Raw genomic sequence first — 25,592 nt, 5'->3', positions numbered from 1 at the left:
TATTTTTGCTTTTCAAATTATTCATAATAAATTAGCTTCTCATACGATTTTAGATAGGAAGACAAAATGGACATTCGCGGTAAAAGGATAGTGATCACTGGAGCAGCCTCCGGAATAGGGAAGGAGACTTTACTTAAGTTTCTTCAATATGAGGGAGTTCAAATATTAGCTGTGGACCTAGATCCTTCTCGCTTAGATGTGAAAGACAAGAGAGTAACTAAATTCAAATGCGATGTGTCTGCTTCCGCAAATGTGGATAAGATCTTTAAAGAGGCTGAAAAAGTCTTGGGAGGGATTGATATCTTCTACGCGAATGCTGGATTTGCCTATTATGAAGAGATCAAAAAGCCGGATTGGAAGAGGATGGAGAAGATCTTTCAGACCAATGTGTTCTCTGCAATCTATGGATTGCAAAAGGTACAAGCAGAATACAAGAACCCGGTTTATTATATTATCACTGCTTCTGCTATGAGTTTTCTTTCTATTCCCGGGTATGCGTTGTATTCTGCAACTAAGGCAGCGGTTCATTCCTTTGCAGAAGCTTTTCAATTCGAATTGAAAAAGCCACATAGGCTTATGATCGTTTATCCGATCGCCACGCGCACGAATTTCTTTGATGCGGCCGGAAAGAAGGTCCCTGTTCCATTTCCATCTCAAACCCCTGCACAAGTCGCTTCTGCAGTCATTCGAGGGATAGAATGGAACAAGAAAAAGGTATTACCTTCTAAGATATTTTCCCTAATGATGTTTGTTGATAGATTTTTAATATATCCGTTAAGAATCTATCAGATCATAGAAAATTGGAAAAGAAAGAAGGCCTTAAGCTAAGACCTTCGTTTTCTTATTTTCTATTCGGATCTTATTATATTCCAATAATGCGGAGCTATCTAGGTTATAAGCCCTAACTAGGTCCGCTCTCTTTTCTCTTGCGGTCCCATCTAACTTTTTGAGGCCTCTTTCCAAAACAACACCGATGATCACTCTGGTCGCAGATTCCACGAGTTCGAAAGCTACCTCATCCTTATTTTCTCCGTTCTCTAAGGACAGATAGAGTTCATGAGATCTTTCTAATTTTTCCCGATTTTCCGACAGTTCTTTGCTCGGGGAGAAGGAATTCATTTCTTCATCCAGGTATTGACGTAATATTCCTTTGGCGCTTAGGCCGGTAACGATTCCTCCGATTGCCGCCACCACTTGCAATTGAGTAGTTCCCTCGTAGATATTTGTGATCCTGACATCTCTGTAGATCCTGGAAATATCATAGTCGTAGGTGTAGCCGGCGCCTCCATGGATTTGCAATGAGTCGAAAGCGATCCTATTTGCTTGTTCCGTAATATAGTATTTGGAAAGAGGAGTAAATAGGTTGGCGAGCTTTTCCCATTTTTTAATGCTCTCCTCTTTCTTGATCTCTCTTTCGTCCATTCCCTGTTCTTTCCATCTCTCGGATTTCCAATGGTATAGATCTATGGACCTGGAAGCCTCTTGTAGGATTGCACGCATCGCAATGATCTCTCTGTCCATGAGTTCCAGCATCTTACGGACAGCGGGGATATTTTGGATCTTCTTGCCGAACTGTTCTCTTTCTTCGGCGTACTTTTTAGCCTCTCCATAAGCAGCCATTCCTATTCCCATTGCTTGCCCTGCGATGGACAATCTGGCTCCGTTCATCATTGCCATAGAGTATTTTACTAATCCGTAACCTTCTTCTCCTACGAGGATGCCTGGAGTATCTTCGTATACAACCTCGCAGGTAGGAGAGCAGTGGAGTCCCATTTTCTTTTCGATTCCTGCGATATAGACATCTTCGCTTTTGACTAAGAAGAAGGAAAGACCTCTTGCTCCACTCGTAGGACTTCCTGTTCTTGCTAACGTGAGAATGATAGAAGGTTTATCAGCAAAGCCGCAACCGTGAGTGATGAATCTTTTTGCGCCAGTGATTCTCCATACTCCGTCTTCTCCTTTGATCGCTCTTGTTTGTAGATTGGGAAGATCGGATCCGTAATTCGGTTCGGTCAATGCCATGGCGCCACAAAGTTCTCCGGCAGCCATTTTGGGTACGTAAGTCTCTACCATTTCTTCTGAGCCGAATCTTTCTATTGTTTCCGCAAGATTCATACAACCCAACGCGATCGCGAGTGAGCCGTCGGCTCTAGAAAAGATTTCCATAAGCATTGCTTGCACGGAACAAGGAAGTCCTAATCCGCCGTGTTTGCGACCGATGGAATAGGGAAGGATCCCTGCTTCCTTCACTTTATTTACCGCGTTTATCATGACCTGCGGGAATTCTACTTTTCCTTCTTTGTATTTTAAACCCTCTATGTCCATTTTCTGAACGATTGGAGATATCTCTATTCCTGCGAGTTCTCCTGCAGATTCTAAAACGGATTTATAGAATTCTAATGCTTCTTCTTTACTGGCGGGAGCCATCGAAAATTCTTCTTTTCCGGTCTTATCGTATTCTTGTTTGTCCAGAAATCCTAGTTCGAAGGCGTTTACTATCTCTTCCCAGTCTATTAAGAATTCGAAATGTTGTACTAGGTCTTCATTTTGGAGGAAATAATTATTCTCTATCATGAGTCAGCTCCGTATTAATTGAACTTTTGTTCATACATGTTTGGCTTCTAATGGAAGCCTTAATTTCGATTGGAAAGGAAGGAAAGGGAAAAATCCGAAATCTTATCGTTTTTTGTTTATGAATATTTTAGAGAGGAGATGTATCGAGACTAGATAATAAAGAGAAAGTTTTTACAGGTGGAAAGAAATAAAAAAAGCCGCCGGTTTCCCGACGGCTTTTAAGCTAATCAGAAAAAAAGAAGGATTACTTCTTCTCTCCAGAGATAGCAGCTTTCAGAGCTTCTTCAGCAGCGGTTGCTAATTTTTGCAATTCAGCAGGGTTTGCGTGAAGAATCGGAGAAAGTCCTGGGGTGCCTGGAGGGCCAAGAACTCCTACAGTAGCTACGAAAGAACCTTTAACTTCTCCTACTTTGTAAGTAGTGAAAGTGATTCTGTAAAGACCGCGAACTAAAAGTTTTTTAGTGTCGATGTTTTTCAGTTCATCTAAGCTCTTAGGAATGTTCGGGATTTGGATACGAGTTAAAGAGTTGTACTTAGCGTGACGCTCTTCATTGTAAGTATCGTCTCCATCATCATTGTCTCCAAGATTTTGAAGAGCTTTTCCTTTAGCAGCGCCTTCGATTTGGTTAGGCATAATAGCTGCTAAACGCTCAATGCGGATCCATGTATCAAACCAGTTTGGCATGCTTTTTTCTTCTGGAGTGGCTGCTTTGAAAGCATCACTTACGAAGTCGCCGCTTCCTGGCTCACCAATTTCTCCGGTAGGGGAAATTAAGCGAACGCCTAGTTCAACGATAGCTGCTGGAACCCAAAGATAAAGGAAATATGATTTCTTTCCATTAACGACTGCGTCAGCGGCTTGTCCTGGTTTGATGTATCCCCAATAATTCACAGTTTCGGAATAAGGTGCGAAAAGCTTCTTAGTTCCTACGCCGGGAATTTCATGCTCTCCAACTACAAAGTTACTTTGTAAGCCGGGGAGTCCACCGATACAAGCAGCAAAGCTGACCAATATAGCGGTAGAGATTATAAGGATCGAAGATTTTTTCATTCGAGAGATCTCCTTGGTATGGATTGCTCAAGATAGAGAAGAGATTCCTTTTTGTAAATCTAATTAATAAATTTTTGTTTCCATGATTCTTTTGCGGTGCAAAAATTATCACCTTCAGACGAATTTGCGATCTTGGTTTTTACTTTGGTGATGGAAATATTTTTCGCGAAGAGAGGAATCGAATTACCATTGCTTCTCTTAGCAATCAGTATTCAGGGTTCATAAAACTAGTTCTATTGGAATGAATGAGAATCGGAAGAAGGATTGAATTTTCCATAACGAATCTTTTGAGAAAATGTTCGTTATGGAAATGAGATTAACTTTTAAAAAGCCAGGACCAAAACCACTCCCAAAGATCCATGAGCCAGGCAAAGATTCTACCTAGGATACCTGTATGAGAATATCTTCTTAAAAGTTTTTGGGCTCTTTCCTGTTCTTCAGCAGTGAAGGGGAGACGCACGTTGTTCTCTTCTGCTTCGATCAAGATCCTTTCTTTTTTACTTCTAACGTCGACTATGCGAACATCGACATATTCCCAACCTAAAAGCTTTACACATTCCAGCCTTCTCTCGCCGGAGACTAATTTATTATCCAAGTCTATAATGATAGGATGTAAAAGCCCTAGATTCTGGATGGAAGTTTTGAGACCGTGGAGGTCGCCAAGTTCTTTGCGAATGCGATTCTTGACCTTAATATCGGAGACCCGAATTTTCATCTAAGAAATGCTTTTTTCACCGTATAAATCCTACAAACCAATTTCGGAAGTTTTGACTAAAATTCCCTTACAAGCTCACTTTTAGCCCGATGATTCCGGACCGGATTCACTTGACAGTGACGACTTGGCTAGGTTTTTAGTTTTAAGCGACAAAGTTTCGCCCATAGAATTCAACAGTATAGGAATTGAACCTAAATGTCCCTGCAAGACTTTATCTTTACCTCGGAATCCGTATCAGAAGGACATCCGGACAAGGTTTGCGATCAAATATCGGATGCGATTTTAGACGCATATTTAGCTCAGGATCCTAAATCCAGGGTGGCCTGCGAAACTTTAGTGACTACCAACTTGGTAGTAGTTGCCGGAGAGGTAACCAGCAAGGGAAAAATAGACGCAGTAGAGATCGCAAGAAACGTTATCAAAGATATTGGATACAACGATGTATCTTTAGGCTTCGATGCAGAATTTGCGGTGGTTTCTTCTCATATTCATGCACAAAGTCCTGATATTTCCCAAGGAGTTACCGAAGGAGAAGGTCTTTTTAAAGAGCAAGGAGCTGGAGACCAAGGTTTGATGTTCGGTTTCGCGATCGATGAAACTCCTGAACTTATGCCAATGCCTATCTATTACTCTCACGAGTTAGTAAGACATTTATCCGGACTTCGCCATGATGGAAAATTGAAATGGCTTCGTCCTGATGCTAAATCCCAGGTAACCGTTGAATACAAGAACGGAAAACCTTCTCGTGTGGACACCGTTGTGATTTCTACACAACACGCTCCGGAAGTTTCTCACAAACAGATCGAAGAATCTGTCATTGAAGAATGTATCAAAAAGGTGATCCCTGCAAACTTCTTAAAGGATACGAAATACTTTATTAATCCAACCGGCCAATTCATCATCGGTGGGCCTCACGGAGATACTGGTCTTACCGGACGTAAGATCATCGTGGATACGTATGGTGGATACGGACGTCACGGAGGAGGAGCCTTCTCCGGTAAGGATCCTTCCAAAGTGGACCGTTCTGCGGCATATATGGGAAGATATATCGCTAAAAATATTGTCGCGGCAGGACTTGCATCTCAGTGTGAAGTGCAGTTAGCGTATGCGATCGGTGTTGCGGAACCTGTTTCGGTTCACGTAGATACTTTCGGAACAGGCAAGCTTTCCGAAGAAGAAATCGTTAAGAGAATCAAAGCAAACTTCAAACTAACTCCAAGAGGGATCACTGAATCCTTACTATTGTTAGAGAAGGGAAGAAAATACAGAGAAACCGCTGCTTACGGGCATTTCGGTAGATCTGGAGAGACCTTCACCTGGGAAAGAACCGATAAAGCGGGAGCATTGAAAGGCTAATGGGAGCAGTTTCCACATCCACAGCGGACCAAAAAGCGACTCGAGACGGATACGGAGACGCCTTACACGAATTAGGCGCTTCTCGCCAAGACGTAGTCGTTCTAGATGCCGATCTTTCCGGTTCGACCAAGACGAATAAATTCGCGAAGGCATTTCCGGATCGATTCTTTAACGTGGGTGTGGCTGAGCAAAACCTGGTAGGTCATGCGGCCGGCCTGGCCTTGTCCGGTTTTGTTCCATTCGCTTCTTCCTTTGCCATGTTCCTTTCGGGAAGGGCTTGGGAAGTGGTGCGCAATAGTATCGTTTATCCATTCTTAAATGTGAAGCTTGTGGCCTCTCACGGCGGGATTACCGTTGGAGAGGATGGAGCTTCTCACCAATGTATTGAGGATTTTGCTACAATGAGAGCCATCCCAGAGATGGTAGTGATCTGCCCGGCAGATTATAATGAAACGAAGCAAGTCATTCATGCAATTGCAGATTATAAGGGACCAGTCTACGTGAGAGTGGGCCGCCCGAATGTTCCTGTAATAGAAAGAGAAAATTATAAATTCCAAATCGGAAAGGCAGAAGTCTTAAGAGAAGGAAAGGATGTTCTTATTATTGCAAACGGGGTTCTGGTAAACGAGGCGATGATCGCCGTCAAAGAACTCGAGGCAGAAGGAGTCCAAGCCACTCTTTTGAATATGGCGACGATCAAGCCGATCGACAAAGAAGCCATTTTGAAATACGCGAAACTCTGCGGAGCAGTAGTCACTTGCGAAGAGCACAATGTAGTCGGCGGTTTGGGTTCTGCAGTGAGTGAATTTCTTTCCGAAGAATATCCTGTCCGAGTTTTGAAACTTGGGATGAAGGACACTTTCGGTAAATCAGGGACTTGGTCCGGACTATTGGATTATTTCGGCCTCAGATCCAAAAACATAGTGGAATTGGCTAAAAAAGCAGTCCAATCCAAATAATAAAAAGAGGCGATCGAAGGATCGCCAGTCTTTCGGTTCTACAGTTATGCCTGGTTCACCTACAGTAGAAGAAACGACCACCGAAGATCCGGTCTATACCGGAGGGCCTTGGAGGGTCGTTCTCTGGGATGACAATGAGCATACGTACGAGTATGTGATCACCATGCTCATGGATGTATGCAAGATGACTCCGGAGCAAGCCTTCGGTCATGCGGTAGAAGTTGATGCGCAAAAGAAGACCGTAGTGTTCGCAGGTGAGTTAGAACACGCGGAACATATCCAAGACCTGATCTTAAATTACGGACCCGATCCCCTGCTTCCTGCCTCCAAGGGTTCTATGAGTGCTACTTTAGAAAGCTAAGACTCGATAGTTCCTACACAATGTGGGAACTAGTTTTTGGTGGTTGTCAAAAAAAGGATTCTGTGATAGTTGGGGAAGGGTTTGCCCACGGGCCACTCCCCCCTCCCAAGTGCAGGGTGGGGGCGCGCTTTGCTTAAATTACGTGGGAACTGTTTTTTCGAATCTCAGTTCAAGATTTAAGATTTTGCTTCGCTTTGCTCGAATGCGTGGGAACGGAAGTTCCGTTCCCTGATCGAGTTTTCTTTAGAACTTCTTCTTAATTAAGATCTTTCTTTCGATCTCGAAGATCTTCTCCGGAAGTTTTTCTTTTCCAAGCTTCTTCTTATCGTTCTCTTTCAAGAAAAGATCTGCGCCGAATTTTTCATACGCATCGTTTGCCTTGATATTCTTGAGACCGATGAATTGGATATGGACCTCTCCGGCTGGAATGCCGAATTCAGTTCCTCTATCTTTCACGGATAGAACTCTGGAAATTGCAGTCACAGTGTCTCCGCTGAAAGAAGGTTGAGTATGATATCCTTCGGTGAATCCAAGATCCCAAAGAACATTCTCAGTGGTATCTCGGGAAGCGAGACCACAAAGCCATGCGAATACGAGTCCTCCATATACTACAGGCTCTCCTCCCATCGGTCCGGAAATTCCAGCAGAGTATAGTTTATCGTAATGAAGAGGGTGAGTGTTTCCTACTCTGTATGTCCAAGGAAAATGTTCGTCTGTGATTGTTCTTCCATTTTGATGGATATAAATCTGTCCTGGCTCGAAACTTTCAAAGTAAGTGTCCGCCCAAGTCGCAGTCTCAAATCCTTTCGGAAGTTTTAACTCAGGAAGATCTATACTAGGACTATCTGTCTCAGGAAAGAAAGCTTCTTTCACAACTGGCTTAGGAGTTCCTTTCGGTTTTCCATTGGAATGATAGATCATGATCTTTCTTTCGTATTGAAGAACTAACTCTCTGTTTTGGTTCAGGCAAAGAGTTCTAACATGAACGATACCAGGCTTATCAGCACCTTTATCGTCTATTTTGAGGATTTTGGTTTTAGCCGAAAGAGTATCTCCCGGATAAACAGGTTTTAAGAATTGAACGTCGTAGTATCCGAGGTTTGCCAGTGCTTTTTCGGAATCGTTCTGGACTCCTAAGGAAAGAGCCACGTTAAACACCATTAATGGGGAAACTAATAAGTCCTTAAACCCGTGAGCTTGTGCATAGGGAGAGGAAAGATAAAGAGGATTCGCTTCCATGAATGTAGTTGCGAATTCTTGTGCAAAGGAACGATCGATTGTGAGTTCTCTAGGATGCTCGAAGATTGCTCCTTCGGTAAATTCTTCCAGATATCTGCCGTAAATGCCCCGTTTCACTTTTCCGGTGTCCACTGGAGTTTTCGGACCCAATTCCGCAAAGGGGGAAGTAGGGATTTTTGACATAGAGATCCTGCCTCTTCTTTAAGTTTCTTCCAGGATTTCGGGCTGCTTTTGTCGGAAAAGGCTTTTTCGACTAGCGAGATCCGAAATACAGATCCAATTGGCGCCTGGAACCGAACCTGAATTCGGATAGAAGGTGTTCCTGCTTTTGAAGATCCGGATTCGTATCTTTTTCCCCAAACATATGGTTCCAGGTATTTATGTAAACTACAGGGACCGAGTTCTTATTCTCGAGACTGTGAGAAGCAAGGACGCTATCCTTATGTTCTACCGGATCCTGATAGAAGTTTTGGCTTCCTGAATACACATTTTTCAAATCCAATTGAAAGGTCCTTCCATCTGGCTCCAAACGGATTGTGAAAGACTCTATATCATAATTCCTTCCGTACTTGATCCTTCTATAGATCCTATAAAAGAAATCCTTCCAAGAATTCGGATGGATCTCGTCTTCGAAAACCAGACTGACTTCCCATTCCGAACCGGATGGAGTGATATCATTCTTACAATAAACAGCGATTAAACTATTTCCCGATTTGATATCTATCTCTGGTTGGGCCAAGAGAAGAAGATCCGTTTTCGGGCAGATAGAATCCGGAGGCTTGAACTCGGGTAGTGGTGGAGATTGGCAGCCTACGATCATGGCTAAGCAAAGAAGAAGTAAATACGCTTTCATAAGAACGAAACCAAGCCCGAATTCGAATGAGTTTTTCAATCTTGTCAAGATGGAAAATAGATGCTTTCCATCTAAGTAATTGGAAGCATGTAAACCATGAACTCTTCTTTATTCCGCGACTTCCCGAATCTTGCACTTTCTTCTCAAAGGGAATTGGTCAGAGAGAAGATCAAGCAAGCCCGACAAACATTGACCGATGTCTTGGCAAAAACTGATCTGAATTATGAGTCTGTAATACGACCCTTGAACGATGTAATGGAAGAATTGCAGGAAGAGTTTACCGTTCTTTCTCATCTAAACAGCGTGAAGAATAGCGAAGAAACCCAAGCAAATTATACGGAGATCCTTCCTGAGGTGACCGAGTTTTATACGGAGCTCAGTCAGAATGAGGAACTCTATCGAGCGTATTCCACCATTTATGAAAAAGAGAAGAAGAGCTTAGATCGTCCCAAAGCGAAAGTCTTAGAGGACGCTATCTTGCAATTTAAGCTTGGCGGGGTGGGACTTCCTACAAAGGAGAAGGATCGTATCCAAGAGATCCATCTTCGGCTTTCCGATCTGCAAAATCAATTCTCTCAAAATCTTTTGGATGCTACCAATTCTTTCGAGTTAAAGATAGAATCCGAAGAGGATGTAAAGGAACTTCCTGAATCGGATAAGGCATTGTACAGAAATGAAGATGGAACCTATACATTCACTCTTCAATTTCCTAGTTATAGCGCTTATATGACTTATGGGACCAATCGTTCTAAGAGAGAGGAATTGTATAAGGCTTACGTTACCAGAGCTCCTCAAAATGGAAAAGTGCTCGAAGAGATCTTAAGTCTAAGAGACGAATCCGCAAAGATCTTAGGATACCAAAATTTTGCAGAGTCTTCCTTGGCTACTAAGGTGGCGGACTCTCCTACGCAGGTCCTTTCTTTCTTAGAAAAGATAGGACAAATGGCAAAGCCGGTAGCTCAGAAAGAATTTACCCAATTGCAAGATTTTGCCAAAGGACTCGGAATCTCCGATTTGCAGGCATACGATTCTTCCTATGTATCCGAGAAATTAAAGAAATCCTTATATGATTTTGATGAGGAAGAGACGAGACCTTATTTCGAAAAGAACACCGTGGTAAAGGGAGCATTCTCTTTTATCGAAAAATTGCTTGGTTTGAAATTTGAGAAGGCAAGCGCTCCTATCTGGGATCCTAAAACGGAAGTATTTCATGTAAAGAACGGAAACGATATCGTGGCTCGTCTCTACTTGGATTTAGAAGCCCGTAAGGACAAGCAAGGCGGAGCCTGGATGAATCATTGGGAAACCAGAAACAAGATTGCTGATAAGATTATTCTTCCTTCTGCATTTGTAGTCTGCAATTTTCCTCCTTCTAAGGAAGGAGCTCCTTCTTTGCTGAAACATTCGGATGTAGTTACATTCTTCCATGAGATGGGACATGCTCTTCACCATTTGTGCGCAAAGATTGACGAGCCTCCTGTCAGTGGGATCAACGGTGTGGAATGGGATGCTGTGGAATTTCCTTCTCAGTTCTTAGAAAATTTTGCCTACGAGCCGGAAGTATTGAGTTTCTTTGCGTACCATCATGAAACTGGAAAGCCTATGCCGACTGAGCTTGCACAAAAGCTCAAGGACACTAAAAACTTTTTGGCCGGGATGGGAGTGGTACGGCAGTTAGAGTTCGGTATCTTTGATATCAGGATCCATTTGCAAAAACATTCCGAGTCTGAAGTCCAAAATATTTTGGATCAGGTTCGAAATGAAGTGAGTGTGATGATCCCACCGGGCTATAATAGATTCCAAAATGGGTTCGGTCATATTTTCTCAGGCGGATATGCCGCAGGCTATTACAGTTATAAGTGGGCCGAGTTACTCGCAGCAGATGCATTCTTTGCATTCCGTTCCAAGGGAATTTTTGACGAGGCTCTTGCTTTTAAATATAGAACAGAAGTCTTGGAGAAGGGCGGCTCCGAAAATGCAATGGTTCTATTCAAAAAGTTCTTAGGAAGAGACCCAGAACCGGATGCTTTATTAAAATTATATGATTTAGTGGCCTAAGCGAAATATAGGCCATTTATCTTGAAAAAGAAAAAATCTTAAGAGAGCTTTTTTCGGAAATTCTGCAGAAGTTGTTCTGTGCCAGAGAGAAGCAATTCTATCTGGTCCGAATCAATATTATAGACCACGTTCGTCTTGAGAGAGTCCTTAAAAGAATTCGCATCGATGGCTTTCTGGTCGTAGCTATCCTTTAAAAAATTGTACCATCCAGCAAGAATCACTTTTAGATGAGGAAGTTCTTTGATTGGGACGGAAATGACTTTCTCTGTTTCCATAAAGACACCAGCAAGTTAATTTCCGAACCGAACCAGTCAACCAGATTTTTAGAAACCTCGTTTTCAGGAACATTTTCCTTACTAAGAAACGCGGCGCACAAAAATTCAGGTGATCTAAAGAGTTTAGAATTGTTTTCGAATTCTTTTTAAGGCCTTCATAACGGTAGATTTTGCCTTATCTACTTTTGCAGCCTTCGGATCGGCTAACATCATTTCCAGATATGGTTTCAAACCGAGAAGTTCGTCTAGCGGATTTGGACTGATCCAGTCTCCAATATGATCGTTGATGATCGAAAAGGTAGCGAATGCTGAGCAGTCTGCCGCAGTGAATTCTTTTCCGGCGATATAAGGAGAGAATTTTACGATCCTCGAGAGAGCCTTTACTCCTTTCTGCATGGATTTTTTTGCAGACTCTATCGTTTCAGGAGTGAGTTCGATGCCTTCTACGATCTTAGTATAGATCCTGCGAGCAGGGATATCAATATAGCCTTCGATCATTGAGATAATGGAACGGACATGAGCGGCTTCGAAAGGATCTTTAGGAATGAGGCGTTTGGTGTCCGGATATGCCTCATCTAAAAATTCCAAGATAGCTTGGGATTCGAAGAGAAACTTTCCATCCACTTCCAAATAGGGAATCTTACCCATCGGACTTTTCTGTAAAAATTCTTCTTCTTGAGAGAATCCGGTACGCACATCCTCGAATTCCAGTCCCTTTTCCAAGAGTGCCAATTTGACTTTATTAGTATAATTACTGATCGGATAACCGTATAGTTTCATCATGAGAGTTCAAGATGATACGCATTCGATTCGAGAGGTAAAGCGTTTTTCGAAATTGTAGGACTTCCTACATCTTCTTGCGATTCGTTTCTCATTTTCTTCTTTCCTAAGTATAAAACCAAATCTAATATTGGCATCGAAAGAAAGAGCAGGTCTCTTTCTAAAGGGAATAGTAAGTATCATGAAAAAAACCGCTTTGATTACCGGCGCAACTGTCGGGATCGGATATGAGATCGCAAAACTCGCTGCTAAGGACGGATACGATCTGATCTTAGTCGCAAGAAATACTAAGACGCTAAATTCGGTGAAAAAGGAAATGGAAAGTTTGGGAGCGAGCGTAGAAATTCTCTCCGCAGATCTTGCCGATCCTAAGTCTCCTAAGAAGATCTATGATTTCGCTAAAAAGAAAAAAGCTCTCGTGGATCTGTTAGTCAACAACGCAGGTTTTGGCACGAACGGAAAATTTCACGCACTGGATCTGAAAGAAGAATTAGATCTCATCCAAGTCAATGTAACCTCTCTTGTGGAGCTCACTCATTTGTTCTTGAAAGAGATGAGAGAAAGACATTCCGGCAAGATCCTAAATGTCGCTTCTACCGCAGCGTTTCAGCCTGGGCCGATGATGACGAATTATTATGCATCGAAGGCATACGTTCTATTCTTCTCAGAAGGACTCGCTGAAGAAGTTCGAAAAGACGGCATCACGGTTACCTGCCTTTGTCCCGGGCCGACCAAAACCGAATTCTTTAAGAGAGCGGAGATGGATAAGTCTGCCATCCTAAATAGTGGTCTTGTTCCTAAGGCGGAGGCTTCCTTCGTAGCTAAGATCGGATACGATGGAGTGAAATCAGGCAAAGCTGTCGTTGTCTCCGGAATCGCGAACAAGGTTATGGCTCAGTCAGTGAGAATCACTCCTCGTTTTATCGTAAGAAAACTAGCTAAGTTTTTGAACACAGTGGACCAGCACTGAGGATCCAACATGGAAGAAACGATTTTAGATAAGGCGGTTCCTTTCTTTCTGGGATTTGTCCTTTTAGAATCTCTTTGGGGAAGAAGAAAAGAAGTCTATCGTTGGAACGATTCGATCACCGATCTGGCTACAGGTATCTTGTATTCTATTAGCGGTGTGCTGATCACGATCGTGTCCCTGTATGTATATGAGAAAATTAGAATATTCTTCTCATTGCAATCGGTGTTTCATTTGTCCGATTTTCCGAGTGCTTCTCCGTTCGGAAAGAATGAGAATGGTTGGTTTTTCAGAGCGGATGCTTTTCTTGCCTGGACCTTTGTTTTAGTTGCGGTGGATTTTATCTACTATTGGTTCCATAGGGCGACTCATGAAGTCCATTTTCTTTGGGCCTGCCATGTCACTCATCATTCGAGTGAGGAATTCAACCTGACTGTTGCTATGCGTCAGTCCATGGTGCAAAGAGCATTCGAGTATGCGTTCAACCTTCCTTTGGCATTACTAGGAGTGCCTTGGTGGATGTTCTTTTTTTGTCATGGGATTTTGAAGATCTATCAGTTTTGGGTACATACCCGATTGATCGGTAAACTTGGCTGGATGGAAAAAGTTCTTCTGACTCCTTCTCATCATAGAGTTCATCATGGAAGAGATCCTGAGTATCTGGATAAGAACCATGGAGGCATTTTTATTCTCTGGGATAAATGGTTTGGCACGTATGCTGAGGAGAAGAAGGAACCGATCTACGGTCTGACAGAGCCTCTTCCTACTTTTAATCCTGTGTGGGCGAATTTTCATGTCTACATTTCTCTTTGGGGTTTGGTAAAGGAAACTCCTGGTTGGAAGGATAAGTTCCTTCTTCTGATCAAGAAGCCAGACTGGAGACCGGATTCTTTGGGAGGAGAGAAGAGGATTTCGGAAATCGATCGATCTAAGTATAGAAAGTTCGATCCGGTAATCTCTGCCTCGGCCAAATGGTATGGGATCCTACAGTTTTTACTTTTAGCAGCTTCTTCTGTTTATTTATTAAAACTTGTTAAATTAGGAAAAGTGCAAACACCGGCGTTTCTTGGATTCGGACTTTGGTTCCTTCTCGCTCTTCTTTCTTTAGGTCTTTTATGGGATGGAAGAAAGAATGTCTGGAAATGGGAAGTGCTGAAGTTCGCAGCATTAGGTGGCATTCTTTTCCTGCAATTTGCTTCATAAGGAAGATAGAGATTGAGCGAAACTGAAAAGCTTGTTTTTGAGGTAAGGCCGATCACGATTCGCCCTTTGATCTATCTGGTCTCCGTGATCATCCCGCTTAGGATCCTGGAGTTAGAATTCGTTCAAAAGGGTTTGGAAGGAATATCTTGGTTTTCTAATGTACTTTCTCATTTGAAAAGCCAGGAATATAGACTCCTCTCGGTCTTTTTATGCGTAATGGCTTTTTTGTATTCCGTGCAGAAAGGAAGAGTGATCGTGGATGAAAAAGGAATCGAGCTAAAGATACTTCCTCGTTTTTTCGGATCTATTCGAACTGCATGGAAGCTCTCTTGGCCGGAGATTTCTTCCTATTATACCTTTCATTTTAATAGAACTGCGATCTTTCTGCTAAAGGATCAGAAAGGTAGACAGTTTAGAATAGGAGAAAGACTTTTCTTAAGAGATACCAAGAGATTGGGTTTGGAATTCGAAGAATTAAAGAAAAGATTCGGACAATCTCAGATCCAAAAATCTTCCTTCGAAGCGGATCCTCAGTATTTCCTGACTAGCCTTTTGTATGTTCTAATTGCAGTTTGGCTTCTTTCCGTTTCTTTCTAAACGAGCTGTTTCTTCTTAGTTAGTATATAAAACTAATATTTGCCTCCTCTTTTCCCGTAAGCGTCTTGCTCTACGCGGTCGGTTTTTGCATTCTTGCAATGGAATCCAACCGTTGAATCGGAAAATAGAAGCCTAGGAGGCGATCTTGAACTCAGCATTTCAATTTGATCTACCGGAAGAATTACAACAGCTTAGAGACTTGGTGAGGGACGTGGTCCGAAAAGAAGTGGTCCCGAATCGTATGCATTACGATGAAAACAACGAATATCCTAAGGCTATTTTACAAAAATTTAAAGAAGCTGGTCTTTACCAAGCCTTGTTCGACGAGGAGCATGGCGGTTTAGGTTATGGAATGATGGGAGGGATCGTTCTCGCAGAAGAGATCTCTTGGGGATGCTTGGGTGTGAACACAGCGTTTACTTCTACAAAGCTTGGAGCTCTTCCGATCGATGTAGGAGGGACCAAGGAACAGAAAGACAAATGGCTTCCTCTTCTTGCCACAGGAGAGAAGACAGCAGCATTCGGATTGTCAGAGCCGGGGGCCGGTTCAGATGTTCCTGCTATGGCAACCGTTGCGGCAAAGAAGGGAGATCGTTACGTTCTGAACGGGACCAAGCAGTGGATCAGTAGTGCGGGCCAAGCGGATATCTACACAGTATTCGCGATGACTGACAAGGATAGGGGCCCTAGAGGGATCTCTTGCTTTATTATCGAAAAAGGGACCAAGGGATTCTCTTTCGGAAAGAAAGAAGATAAACTTGGAATTCGTTGCTCCGAAACAAGACAGCTCATCATGGAAGATTGTGAAGTGCCGGCAGAGAATTTGATCGGAGGAAAGGAGAATATGGGTTTTCTTCATGCTTTCAAGACTCTTATTCTTTCTCGTCCTGCGGTTGCTGCAGGAGCAGTCGGGCTTATGCAAGGAGCGTTTGACGCTGCGATCGAATATGCAAGAGAGAGAGAACAATTCGGTGTTACGATTTCTTCCTTCCAAGCGATCCAACACATGCTTGCTGATATGGCGATCAAAATAGAAGGTTCTAGACTTCTCACCTACAAAGCGGGAGTATATGCAGAGTCCTTTCACAAGGATGCTGCAAAGTTCTCCGCAATGGCAAAATGCTATGCATCGGATTCGTCCGTTCAAGTAGCCTCGGATGCAGTGCAAATTTTCGGCGGATATGGTTATACAAAGGAATATCCGGTCGAAAAATTTTATAGAGATGCTAAGATTTTACAGATCTATGAAGGAACGAGCCAGATTCAAAGAAACGAGATTGCAGCGGGGCTTATCAAGGACGCTGCTTCGAAAGTTAAGAAATCTTAAATCTGTCTTTCCTTTTCGGAGAGAGAATTTTGACTTGCGTGCTGCGTAAGGCCCAGTCAAAGTTTTCCCTCCGGTTTCCTACAAAGTGAAAAAGATTTTTTACAGATCCCAGGATTCTCTTCTTCGAGTCTTTTTCCGACTCGCAGTCCTAGCTCTTTTATTCCTTCATAATTTTCCGATCTTTTCCTTCGATCCGAGTTCTCTTGAGGAGGAAGGGACTTCTATGGTCCCATTTGCAGAGGTCTGGGTGGACGAAAAAGGTGGGACTTCCTACGCAGAAATGAGGAAGCAGAAATTTTATCCTCTCACTAGTTCTTCTCTCGGATATTCCCCCAAAGTGCATTGGTTTAGAATACCTGTCGAAAATCTTTCCTCGGAAATTGTGGATTGGATCTTGGAGATCCATTATAGCCAGTTGGACCAGGCCGAACTATTTTTAGCGTCTCATGGAGATAAGGTACTATTTCGGGGAGGGGACCGGATCCCGTTCGGGGAAAGACCGATCCAATATAGGTTTCCTAGTTTTCCTTTGGAACTGAAATCAGGAGAAAAGGACACAGTCTATCTGAAAATAGAGACCAAGAGTTCCGTAAACTTTACGGTTTTCGCATATAGGTCCGAGGATTTTTTCTCTAAGATCAGCAACGAGCAGATCCTTCTTGGGATCTATTTTGGCTCTCTGATGGTAATGGCTCTCTACAATCTATTTCTATTTCTTTCCACGAGAGAAAGGACCTATCTATCATTCTTTCTTTATGTGAGCTCGGGCATTTTAGTGCAATGGGCGTTGAACGGTTACGCATTTCAGTTCTTCTGGCCGAATTCTGTGAGTTGGGCGAGTCATATAGTGACCTCTTTAAGTTTCCTTGTGGCGGGGACCACTGCGGATTTTGTTCGAACCTATTTCGACGCAGGTAGGAATTATTCCGGATCGGATCGGGTATTAAAAGTAATATCAAGTTTATCTTATATACTTACGATCATTGGATATTTTATTCCGTTCGGTCTCACCTTGGCCGTTTATATTTTCTTCTCTACGATTACATTCGGTGCGATTTTGTATTTAGGATTCCAAGGTTTTGCTCGCAATCTTCGTCCGGCATTATTCTTTCTAGGAGCTTGGATTGCTCTAGTATTAGGCGCTCTTCTGTTTGTTTTACGGTTCTCCGGTTGGATTTCTCATAATGTGACGATCGCTTACTGGGGAGTGGAAATAGGAACTTCTTTGCATATTCTTCTTTTGGCACTTGCACTTGCCGATCGAGTCAATGATCTATCAAAGGATCTTTCTTCTAAGGTAGAAGATCTGAATGAGGCAAAGCATGCAATCGAGCAGTCCGAGTTGAGGTTTAGGAATTTGTTCGAAGGCGCAGAGGAACTTCTTCTTACATTGGACCAAGATGGAAAGATCAAGGATGCGAACCGCACTCTTTCCCGTCTCACAGGCTATCGTCCTAAAGAAGTAGAGGAGAAGAATTTTCTAGATCTAATCTATTCTTTCGAAGGTCAAGAGGATTCGATCGTTCTTCTTCTTGCAGAAGAAAAACTCCAAGAACATTTAAAGACGAGAAAGACCGTAGAGTTTCATTCAGAATTCAAACAGAAATATGTAATGGAACCAAAGCCTGTAAAGATTCGTCTTCAATCTTTCGAAAGCGAGTCGGGTAGAATGGTGCTCGGCAAGGTCTCCGAGATCTCGGAGGATATTCTGTCTCGCTTTCTGGTTTCAGAAAGTATGCATTTTACTGTGAACAATTATCTTAGGAATGCTGATATCTTGAGTAGGCAATTGACTTCTAATTTGAGTCAATTTACCGGCTCCGAAGTAATCACTGCGATTCGGACTTGTGTAAGAGAGGTCCTGATCAATGCGATTGAACATGGAAATCTAGGAATCAGCTTCGATGAGAAGACAGAGTCCATGAAGACCGGCAATTATATGGAGTTCATTCAGAAAAGACAGAGAGAAGCTTTTTACGGAGCTCGCAGTATGACTGTGGCGTATTCTTTGAACGCAAAGAGGATCGGTTTTGAGATAGAGGACCAGGGAGACGGTTTCGATTTTAAGAAGGTACTGAACCTGGACGGAGACAAGCTGAACGAGGAAAGTTATACTCACGGTCGTGGGATTATGATGACCCGCAAAGTCTTTGATGTTGTGAAATTCAATGATAAGGGAAATAAGGTACTTCTGATTAAATACTTACAGAAGCCTCTGAAATACAAGAGAGAGCCAAATTTCTTAGATATAGATTGAACGAACGTTTAAATAAGCCTTTCTTAGAATGATCTTTATTGATCAAATCCTTCTCCTTTCTTCTTCTTTTCTGGTTGATTTCAAATTTTTAGAAAATAAAAAATTGGCATGTTAAAGCTCGCGTATGTGAGTAAAAGATAGGATGGTACTTATGAAAAGAGGAGTGTGCGTATTGTTGGCGCTTCTTCTTCTCCCAGCTAAGATGTTTGCATGGGATCTGGAGAAGGACAAAAACGGCATCACGGTTCATACTAGATCGGTCGAGGGCTCGGAGCTAAAGGAGTTTCGAGGTAAGACGAAACTGAAAACGAATCTGAACACCATAGTCGCTTTGATGGAAGATAATCCAAATTACACTACTTGGTTGAAAGATTGCAAAAAATCGGAAGCGGTTCGGGTCTTAAATTCCAAAGAGAAATACATTTATATCTTAAACGGCGTTCCTTGGCCTTTGGATGATCGTGATTTTGTAATACATTCCACTCTAATACAAGACAAGAATACCGGTGCAGTTACTTATCAGATGAAGCCTGTGGCGAATATAGTACCGGATAAGAAAGGATTGGTTCGAGGAACGATCAAAGGATATTGGAAATTTGTTCCCGTAAGCGATGGAGTAGAAGTCACCTATCAGGTTCACAGTGAACCGGGTGGTAGCATTCCTACGTCGATAGCGAATATTGTAGTGGTGGATATTCCTTATGAAACATTAAAGAAAATGAAAGAGAAGGTCGAGGATCCAAAATATAAAAATGCACCCAAGCATCCTGACCTGATCGATGCGCCAGCCTCAAAGTAAATTATATTTATAATTTATAATTTACTCCGAAAAACAGTCCGCCATAGGCGGACTGCATATCTAATTTTCGAGAGTATTGGTTTGTAAGAAGAATATTGCTCTGGTTATTCGAATCGGTGAGTGGAGTGACTCTTCCGTCTTGTCTCACATAAAAACTAGAAGTGGATCCGTTAAATGACCCATCGAAGGAAGTAATATTGATCCAGGATAAAAATGCTCCGAAGCTTAAGGTCACATTCTCATTGACTTGAGTATTGAGGGCTCCTTCTAAACGGAATTCCAATCCGTTCCCTCTCATGTCTCCGTTTTGCTGGTAATAGCTTTTGCCGTCGGTAGCATACCCACTCGTCAACCAGGCCGCTCTTGCGTAACCTAGTCCGAGTCCTGTTTCCCACCGGAAGTATCGATTTAATCTTCCTTCCTGCCAAACCATTCCTAAAAAATAAACACTATCCATCTGGAAATTCAGTTTCGTATAGAATGGTTCCGAGGTGATATTCGTGATGCCAAAATTATCGAATGTCCTTGTGCCCGCGATGAATCCTACTTTGAATCCTTCTCCGAATCTGGTTCTAGCGATGAATTCGCCTTGGGTCATACCTCGAGTATTGTGGACCTTTGTTTGGCTCGGGATCCTCGGATCTAGATTGGAAGTAAATCCATCCAAGTTCTGATCGAATCGATTGGGGCCTCGAAAACCGAAACCGAATCTCGCTCCGAATTCCCATCTATCAGAATTCTCTTGGACTTTGCTTTGTGGGAGTTCCTTCAATTTAGGATGGGTCGTCTTTTCTTCTTCTGCTCTTAAAGAAGACGAACAAATTATAAGGCTGAGGAACGCTAAAAAACCTAGGTAAAAACGATGGCTTTTACGAGAGTAGCTGATTTTAAAAATGAGTGGTTTTGGGATTCGATGCATGAAAACTGTGTAGGAACCCGGCAAGCTTAGGTTTTTCGGGGCATTAAATTCTAAAAGCCTTATTTGTAAGGACATATTGACCAGAGATGCTAACTACTAAACTTTTTCCGTTCTTGGATCTGGATCTTCTTAAACCCTATTTCTATTTCCTACTCTTCATTGGGTTGTACCTCACATTTCGTTTAAAGTTCCCTCAAGTAAGGTTTTTATTTTTAGCAATAAAGATTTTTTCGGGAAACATGGACTACAAGGGTTCCCGAGGACGTTTAGTACATTCTCAAGCCTTCTATGCAGGGACAGCTTCCTCCTTATTGCCTGGTGCGGTGCTTGGTTCCGCATTGGCCTTGGTCCTTGCCGGACCCGGAGTGCTTCTTTGGATATGGCTTTCCAGTTTTCTAATCATGCCTCTTCGCTTCGTTTCTTCTACTCTTGCCATTCGTTTTAGGATCAAGTTGGAGAGCGGACGTTATCTTTCCGGACCTATGTATTTCATTGAGAAGGCGTTGAGAGCAAGATGGTTGGCTATCGCTTTCTCATTGGCATGTCTTCTTACTGTTCTTTCTATGGGCGGATCTATTCCAATCCTCGGGGCAACTTTCCTGGCTCATAACGGCTTGGACATCCAAGGCATGACTGTGCCTGTCCTAGTTTCTATCGTTGTTGTCTTTGTGGTCTTAGGCGGGATCAGAAGGATAGGAAAGGTCGCTTCTTATTTGGCTCCTATCGGGTTAATTCTGTTTTTCTTAAGTTACGTACTTCTCTTCAGAGATCATCTTACGAATTTCTATTCTTTCTTAGAGGTAGTTTTCAAGGAAGCAGGGCAGCCTCTTTCTCTTTTGTTCGGAGGAGGATTTTCTTTAGCTAGAATATTCAGCACAGGAACAGGGATGTTCTTTCTTTCTACAGAAACCGGGATCGGAAAAAGCGCGGGAGTAGCAGGAGTAGTCCGTACGGATTCGGCTGCAAAGCAAGGGATCGTGAGTATGCTTGCAACCTTCTTCGAAGGATTTGTGATCTCTACCTTAGTGATCTATGCGTTATTCTCCTTTGGTGTGAAGGACTTGGAGACTGTTCGTAATTTTTTAAGAATTCTGATCCAAGGTCCTACAGATCCGGCTAGACTTGGCTTTATCGCCTCGTTCTTAGTCTTCGCAATTGTGGGGATTGGCGGTTGGTTTTATACAGGCGAACAAAACGCGAGATACATTTTCGGAGAAAAGTTTGCGAACGCGTATAGAATTCTATTCATCGCTTCCTTACTAGGATCTGCATACGCTTATGTAAAATATGGAGAAGAAGTATTACTTCAGATCTTCGGAGTGGGCTATAGCCTGGCCTTGATCACTGCGGTTCCTGTGTTGATTAGCTTGGTCCTATTGGTAAAAGTGGCCCAAGCAGAATTGCGCAAGTTCTTAGAAGGTGGAGCGCATTACGAAATCTTTAAGGACTTCTATCTTCTTCTTCTTTCGATCCTGCCAAAGAACCTGGTTTCTTTGCTTTTCGGGATCCTGGCTTCTTTACGTCTTCCCCGCTTTATCATGATCCCGATCTTGAAGGCTTTCGCAAAGGCATACAAGATCAATGTGAATGAAGCAGCCTTAGAGATCCAGGAATACAATTCTTTGAATCAATTCTTCACAAGAGCATTGAAGGCGGGAGCTCGAATCATAGACTCCGGAGAGAATGCTGCCGTATCTCCTGTAGATGCGAAGATTACCGGTTATGGAGATATTAACGATCAAGTAATCTTGCAGGCAAAAGGCGTGGATTATAATCTGAAGGAACTTTTGGGTGGGGAAAAATATCTCTCCAAATTCCAAAACGGAAAGTACATCACTTTCTATCTTTCTCCTCAGGATTATCATAGGATTCATTCTCCTGCTTATGGAAGAATATTAGGATATTATTATGAACCTGGAAAATTGTTCCCCGTGAACGAACTTGCTGTGTTCGGGATCAGAGGACTATTTCCTAAGAACGAAAGGTTGATCACATTCCTTCAGACCGAATATGGCCTCGTAGCCGTAATTAAAGTCGGAGCTTCAAATGTGGGAAGGATCAGGGTCACTTACGACAAAAAGATCATCACCAACACTTTGATCCGAACGACTAAGGAAGAAGATTATAAGGATGTTTCCATCATGATCGAGAAGGGAGCCGAACTCGGAAGATTCGAAATGGGCTCCACTGTGATCTTGATCTTGGAAAGAGATACATTCGATTTTGCTGATCTGCACTTGAATGAAAAGATCACGTACGGAACTCCTATTGGAACCTTCCGCAAGCAGATCCTGAAGCTGCCTAGATAAGTATGACTCTGAGTTTAAAAGCAACTACTCCGGAAGTAATCAGTTTCGACGAAGAAACTTTGAAAATAGAGTGGAAGGACGGAGTGATTTCCGAATTTGCTCTTTCAGAATTGAGAAGAAGATGCCCTTGTGTCGTCTGCAGAGGAGGGCATGGTGGAAAGGTGGGAGCGACTACCGGGAATATCAAGGATGCCAAACTCCTCTCTTTTTCTAAGGTGGGAAGATACGCAGTCAATCTAGTCTGGGGTGACTATCATAATACTGGAATATACAGCTTTGATTCTCTTAGGCTATACGCTCAAGGAGAAGAAGGAGATCTGGGAATTCCTTAATTTAGTATTTTAGAATTCTTTAAATTTACTATGAAGAAACTCGGCCCGAAAGGATCTAAACTTTTAAAATCGATCCATATTATTTTTGTAAGTATTTGGGTAGGAGGGGTAGCTAGTTGGCTACCTCTTTTATTCGGTTCTCATGTTACCGAAATGGGATCAACCTACTTAACCTATCTCAGCATGAGGGCGATCGCTTGGAATGTGATCGGATGGGGAGGAATGGGCAGCCTTTTCACAGGGATCTTGAACGGGATATTTACTCCTTGGGAAATCTGGAAATATAAATGGGTTACCGTAAAGTTTCTGATTGTTTCCCTTCAAATCTTATTCGGGATATTCTTTATCGAAAAGAGACTCTTGGAAAATATTTCGATTATAGAAACCGAAGCTAGCTCGGCAGTTTCCAATCCAGTTTTCTTAGAAAACCATTTTTGGATGCAATGGGGGATAGCTGCACAATGCTGCGTATTCTCCCTTGTGATCTTTATTTCCGTTTGGAAGCCATGGGGAAAGAATTCTAAACTAGATCCAAAGTCGGCTTAGTTCTTTACAAAAAAAGAAATCCTGAATATGTATCGTCCGTGATGCGGAATACATCCGGTCTTTGAATAAGGTAAAGGCATTAGCTTCTTGTATAGGAAAATCTCATATCTTCTAATTGTATTCTTATCCGTTTCCATCTCTGCGGAAGAAAATAAAAAACATTACTCAGCACTTAATTTGATTATTCCATTCGATTGGTTTCAAATAGAACCTTTTGCGGGAGGAATATTCGCTGCGAAAGATTTTAACGATTCTGCAACCGTGCTTGTGATCCGAAAAGAATTGAATGAGACCATTGACCAGGGAGCGGCCAACAAAGAGTTTCAGGCTGGAATGATCGAAGCAGTTCGAGGCAGGAACGGAAGAGTCATAGAGGCCGAAAATTATGTTTTGGCAAATCATCCTGCATTTCGCCTTTATTACAAAGATAAAGGGAGTAATCTCCACACTCTTTATGTGACCGTTTTTAAGGAAAACGTAATGTATGGTCTGATGTTCGTCTGCTTAGGAGAAGATCCAGGCAAACGAGTCGATATTCAGAAAATGCTAAAAAGAGCCTATTTCCGTCTGGATATTTGAATTGGCTCGCTCTAAAAACCGTGTAGGAACATCCGATAGGCAGGATTATCGGTCTCCACTTCGTATGGATATCCTAAGGATGCAAGTCGCTGGTTGAATCGATTCGTATCTGAAGAAGGAACCTGCAACCCAACGAGTACTCTTCCATAATCGGCACCATGATTCCTATAATGGAATAATGTAATATTCCATTCGGAGCCAACTCCTTCTAAGAATTTCAAGAGGGCTCCCGGTCTCTCCGGGAATTCGAATCTTAGAATAATCTCATCTTGCAAGTCGGATGTTCTTCCCCCAACCATATAGCGAATATGAAGTTTGGCAGTCTCATCGGCGCTGATATCAATTACTTCGTAACCGATACCTTTTAGTTGAGTTATCACTTCTTCTTTTTCTCGATGAGCATCTGTCAGTTTTAAGCCCACAAATACATGCGCCTGTTTATCGGAAGAATATCTATAGTTGAATTCTGTAATGTTTCGATTTCCAAGTACCTGGATAAAGCGAAGATAGCTTCCTTGCTTTTCGGGAATGGTAACTCCAAGTAGAATCTCTCTGGATTCGCCTAGCTCGGCTCTTTCTGCCACATGGCGAAGTCGATCGAAATTCATATTGGCACCCGAATTGATTGCGATCAAAGCGCCTTTTCGATTTGGATTACGCATCGCATACGATTTCAGTCCGGCTAAAGAAAGAGCTCCTGCAGGTTCAGCGATCACTCTCATGTCTTCGAAAATGTCTTTTACCGCGGCGCAAATTTCGTCCGTATCGGAGACCAGGACATCGTCCAAAAGTTCTTTACAAATTTGGAATGTTTCTGCGCCTGCTTGCCTCACCGCAACCCCATCCGCAAATAATCCGACCCTGTCTAGGATGACTCTTTCGCCTGTTTCGATCGCTGCTTTCATGGAAGCGGCATCTACTGGTTCCACTCCGATCAGTTTTGTTTCGGGTCTGAGAAATTTGATATAAGACGCAACACCGGCAGCAAGACCACCACCGCCGATGGGCACAAAGATTGCTTCGATAGCTCCTGGATATTGCTGCAGGATCTCTATACCAATCGTTCCTTGCCCAGCGATCACATCAGGATCGTCATAAGGATGAATGAATACAAGACCTTCCTTCTTTTCCAAATTTCTCGCGTAGGAATAGGCTTCATCGAATGTGTCTCCGTGAAGTATGATCTCCGCTCCCCAATATTTTACTGCATCTACTTTGATGCTTGGAGTGGTGATCGGCATGACAATGACTGCGCGGATCCCGAGCTTATTAGAAGAAATCGAAACACCTTGCGCATGATTTCCTGCAGAAGCGCAGATAACGCCTTTTTTCTTTTCCGCATCTGTAAGGCGGGAGAGCCGATTGTAGGCGCCTCGGATCTTAAAGGAGAAGATGGGTTGAAGATCTTCTCTTTTAAGAAGAACAGAAGAGCCCAATCTTTGGGAAAGTCGAGTCATAGGATCGAGGGGAGTGTGGATCGCCACATCATACACCCTCGCATCTAAGATCTTACGGATATAATCGATCACTCTTTAC

General features: G+C 42.7%; 24 protein-coding genes. 15 read left to right on the top strand and 9 right to left on the bottom strand.

Annotated features, from left to right (window positions below; all coding sequences use genetic code 11):
• The first annotated feature begins 66 nt into the window (after nucleotides 1-66).
• Complete coding sequence (locus EHO59_RS12625) at nucleotides 67-828, top strand: SDR family NAD(P)-dependent oxidoreductase (RefSeq protein ID WP_135588599.1); 762 nt, start codon at nucleotides 67-69, stop codon at nucleotides 826-828.
• Here the strand turns inward: EHO59_RS12625 and EHO59_RS12620 are convergent.
• The 3 genes from EHO59_RS12620 to EHO59_RS12610 form a co-directional block, all read right to left on the bottom strand.
• Nucleotides 820-2,574 (bottom strand): acyl-CoA dehydrogenase family protein, encoded by a 1,755-nt coding sequence (locus EHO59_RS12620; protein WP_135588597.1) that lies wholly within the window; start codon nucleotides 2,572-2,574, stop codon nucleotides 820-822. The genes EHO59_RS12625 and EHO59_RS12620 overlap by 9 nt on opposite strands.
• A gap of 244 nt (nucleotides 2,575-2,818) precedes the next feature.
• Nucleotides 2,819-3,625 carry a major surface lipoprotein LipL32 gene (gene lipL32 / locus EHO59_RS12615; protein ID WP_135588595.1) on the bottom strand — a complete coding sequence of 269 codons (807 nt, stop codon included), beginning with the start codon at nucleotides 3,623-3,625 and terminating at the stop codon, nucleotides 2,819-2,821.
• Nucleotides 3,626-3,941: 316 nt separating this feature from the next.
• Complete coding sequence (locus tag EHO59_RS12610) at nucleotides 3,942-4,340, bottom strand: ParB N-terminal domain-containing protein (protein ID WP_135588593.1); 399 nt, start codon at nucleotides 4,338-4,340, stop codon at nucleotides 3,942-3,944.
• Nucleotides 4,341-4,535: 195 nt separating this feature from the next.
• On the opposite strand from EHO59_RS12610, the gene metK reads away from it, so the two are divergent.
• From metK to EHO59_RS12595, 3 genes are read left to right on the top strand one after another with little or no spacing between them, the layout of a single operon-like run.
• Nucleotides 4,536-5,696 (top strand): methionine adenosyltransferase, encoded by a 1,161-nt coding sequence (gene metK / locus EHO59_RS12605; protein ID WP_135588591.1) that lies wholly within the window; start codon nucleotides 4,536-4,538, stop codon nucleotides 5,694-5,696.
• The gene (locus EHO59_RS12600; RefSeq protein ID WP_135588589.1) at nucleotides 5,696-6,655 is read left to right on the top strand and encodes a transketolase family protein; all 960 of its coding nucleotides are present in this window, start codon (nucleotides 5,696-5,698) and stop codon (nucleotides 6,653-6,655) included. The genes metK and EHO59_RS12600 overlap by 1 nt, the downstream gene beginning before the upstream one ends.
• A gap of 46 nt (nucleotides 6,656-6,701) precedes the next feature.
• Complete coding sequence (locus EHO59_RS12595) at nucleotides 6,702-7,016, top strand: ATP-dependent Clp protease adaptor ClpS (RefSeq protein ID WP_135588587.1); 315 nt, start codon at nucleotides 6,702-6,704, stop codon at nucleotides 7,014-7,016.
• A gap of 243 nt (nucleotides 7,017-7,259) precedes the next feature.
• Here EHO59_RS12595 and EHO59_RS12590 read toward each other — a convergent pair whose 3' ends face one another.
• Together EHO59_RS12590 and lsa23 are read right to left on the bottom strand one after the other, a co-directional pair.
• Nucleotides 7,260-8,438 carry a MaoC family dehydratase gene (locus EHO59_RS12590; RefSeq protein WP_135588585.1) on the bottom strand — a complete coding sequence of 393 codons (1,179 nt, stop codon included), beginning with the start codon at nucleotides 8,436-8,438 and terminating at the stop codon, nucleotides 7,260-7,262.
• Between the two features lie 70 nt (nucleotides 8,439-8,508).
• Nucleotides 8,509-9,108, bottom strand: a complete 600-nt coding sequence (gene lsa23 / locus EHO59_RS12585; protein WP_135588583.1) for a surface adhesion protein Lsa23 — start codon at nucleotides 9,106-9,108, stop codon at nucleotides 8,509-8,511.
• Between the two features lie 96 nt (nucleotides 9,109-9,204).
• On the opposite strand from lsa23, the gene EHO59_RS12580 reads away from it, so the two are divergent.
• Nucleotides 9,205-11,166 (top strand): M3 family metallopeptidase, encoded by a 1,962-nt coding sequence (locus tag EHO59_RS12580; protein WP_135588581.1) that lies wholly within the window; start codon nucleotides 9,205-9,207, stop codon nucleotides 11,164-11,166.
• 38 nt (nucleotides 11,167-11,204) lie between these two features.
• Here the strand turns inward: EHO59_RS12580 and EHO59_RS12575 are convergent, their stop codons facing one another.
• Together EHO59_RS12575 and EHO59_RS12570 are read right to left on the bottom strand one after the other, a co-directional pair.
• Entirely contained in the window at nucleotides 11,205-11,441 is a 237-nt protein-coding gene (locus EHO59_RS12575) for a hypothetical protein (RefSeq protein ID WP_135588579.1), read from the bottom strand.
• Between the two features lie 123 nt (nucleotides 11,442-11,564).
• Nucleotides 11,565-12,224 carry a glutathione S-transferase family protein gene (locus EHO59_RS12570; protein ID WP_135588577.1) on the bottom strand — a complete coding sequence of 220 codons (660 nt, stop codon included), beginning with the start codon at nucleotides 12,222-12,224 and terminating at the stop codon, nucleotides 11,565-11,567.
• Nucleotides 12,225-12,402: 178 nt separating this feature from the next.
• Between EHO59_RS12570 and EHO59_RS12565 the strand changes: the two genes are divergently transcribed.
• The 6 genes from EHO59_RS12565 (at nucleotide 12,403) to EHO59_RS12540 (ending at nucleotide 19,371) form a co-directional block, all read left to right on the top strand.
• Nucleotides 12,403-13,191, top strand: a complete 789-nt coding sequence (locus EHO59_RS12565) for an SDR family NAD(P)-dependent oxidoreductase (protein ID WP_135588575.1) — start codon at nucleotides 12,403-12,405, stop codon at nucleotides 13,189-13,191.
• Between the two features lie 9 nt (nucleotides 13,192-13,200).
• Nucleotides 13,201-14,391 carry a sterol desaturase family protein gene (locus EHO59_RS12560; protein WP_135588573.1) on the top strand — a complete coding sequence of 397 codons (1,191 nt, stop codon included), beginning with the start codon at nucleotides 13,201-13,203 and terminating at the stop codon, nucleotides 14,389-14,391.
• Between the two features lie 12 nt (nucleotides 14,392-14,403).
• Nucleotides 14,404-14,988: a hypothetical protein gene (locus EHO59_RS12555; RefSeq protein WP_135588571.1), complete on the top strand. Its 585-nt coding sequence runs from the start codon at nucleotides 14,404-14,406 to the stop codon at nucleotides 14,986-14,988.
• Nucleotides 14,989-15,133: 145 nt separating this feature from the next.
• Nucleotides 15,134-16,315 carry an acyl-CoA dehydrogenase family protein gene (locus EHO59_RS12550; protein WP_135588569.1) on the top strand — a complete coding sequence of 394 codons (1,182 nt, stop codon included), beginning with the start codon at nucleotides 15,134-15,136 and terminating at the stop codon, nucleotides 16,313-16,315.
• An 85-nt stretch (nucleotides 16,316-16,400) separates the two neighbouring features.
• On the top strand, nucleotides 16,401-18,572 hold the full coding sequence (locus EHO59_RS12545) for a 7TM diverse intracellular signaling domain-containing protein (protein WP_246052890.1): 2,172 nt from the start codon (nucleotides 16,401-16,403) through the stop codon (nucleotides 18,570-18,572).
• Between the two features lie 151 nt (nucleotides 18,573-18,723).
• Entirely contained in the window at nucleotides 18,724-19,371 is a 648-nt protein-coding gene (locus EHO59_RS12540; protein WP_135588567.1) for an START domain-containing protein, read from the top strand.
• 7 nt (nucleotides 19,372-19,378) lie between these two features.
• On the opposite strand, the gene EHO59_RS12535 is transcribed toward EHO59_RS12540, so the two are convergent.
• Nucleotides 19,379-20,143, bottom strand: coding sequence for an LIC_11366 family protein (locus EHO59_RS12535; protein ID WP_246052888.1), 765 nt, complete (start codon nucleotides 20,141-20,143; stop codon nucleotides 19,379-19,381).
• A 233-nt stretch (nucleotides 20,144-20,376) separates the two neighbouring features.
• On the opposite strand from EHO59_RS12535, the gene asd reads away from it, so the two are divergent.
• The 4 genes from asd (at nucleotide 20,377) to EHO59_RS12515 (ending at nucleotide 24,056) form a co-directional block, all read left to right on the top strand.
• Nucleotides 20,377-22,599 (top strand): archaetidylserine decarboxylase, encoded by a 2,223-nt coding sequence (asd, locus tag EHO59_RS12530; protein ID WP_135588565.1) that lies wholly within the window; start codon nucleotides 20,377-20,379, stop codon nucleotides 22,597-22,599.
• A 2-nt stretch (nucleotides 22,600-22,601) separates the two neighbouring features.
• Entirely contained in the window at nucleotides 22,602-22,931 is a 330-nt protein-coding gene (locus EHO59_RS12525) for a DUF971 domain-containing protein (RefSeq protein ID WP_135588564.1), read from the top strand.
• 30 nt (nucleotides 22,932-22,961) lie between these two features.
• The gene (locus EHO59_RS12520; protein WP_135588563.1) at nucleotides 22,962-23,477 is read left to right on the top strand and encodes a hypothetical protein; all 516 of its coding nucleotides are present in this window, start codon (nucleotides 22,962-22,964) and stop codon (nucleotides 23,475-23,477) included.
• An 87-nt stretch (nucleotides 23,478-23,564) separates the two neighbouring features.
• A complete protein-coding gene (locus EHO59_RS12515; RefSeq protein WP_135588561.1) occupies nucleotides 23,565-24,056 on the top strand; it encodes a hypothetical protein in 492 nt (163 codons plus the stop codon).
• Nucleotides 24,057-24,067: 11 nt separating this feature from the next.
• Here EHO59_RS12515 and ilvA read toward each other — a convergent pair whose 3' ends face one another.
• Entirely contained in the window at nucleotides 24,068-25,585 is a 1,518-nt protein-coding gene (ilvA, locus tag EHO59_RS12510; RefSeq protein ID WP_135588559.1) for a threonine ammonia-lyase, biosynthetic, read from the bottom strand.
• Nucleotides 25,586-25,592: the final 7 nt, after the last annotated feature.

It is taken from the genome of Leptospira semungkisensis, from assembly GCF_004770055.1.
Lineage (GTDB): Bacteria > Spirochaetota > Leptospiria > Leptospirales > Leptospiraceae > Leptospira_B > Leptospira_B semungkisensis.
Note: the sequence above shows the minus strand (reverse complement) of the source record. Positions and strands in the feature narration are given on the sequence as shown.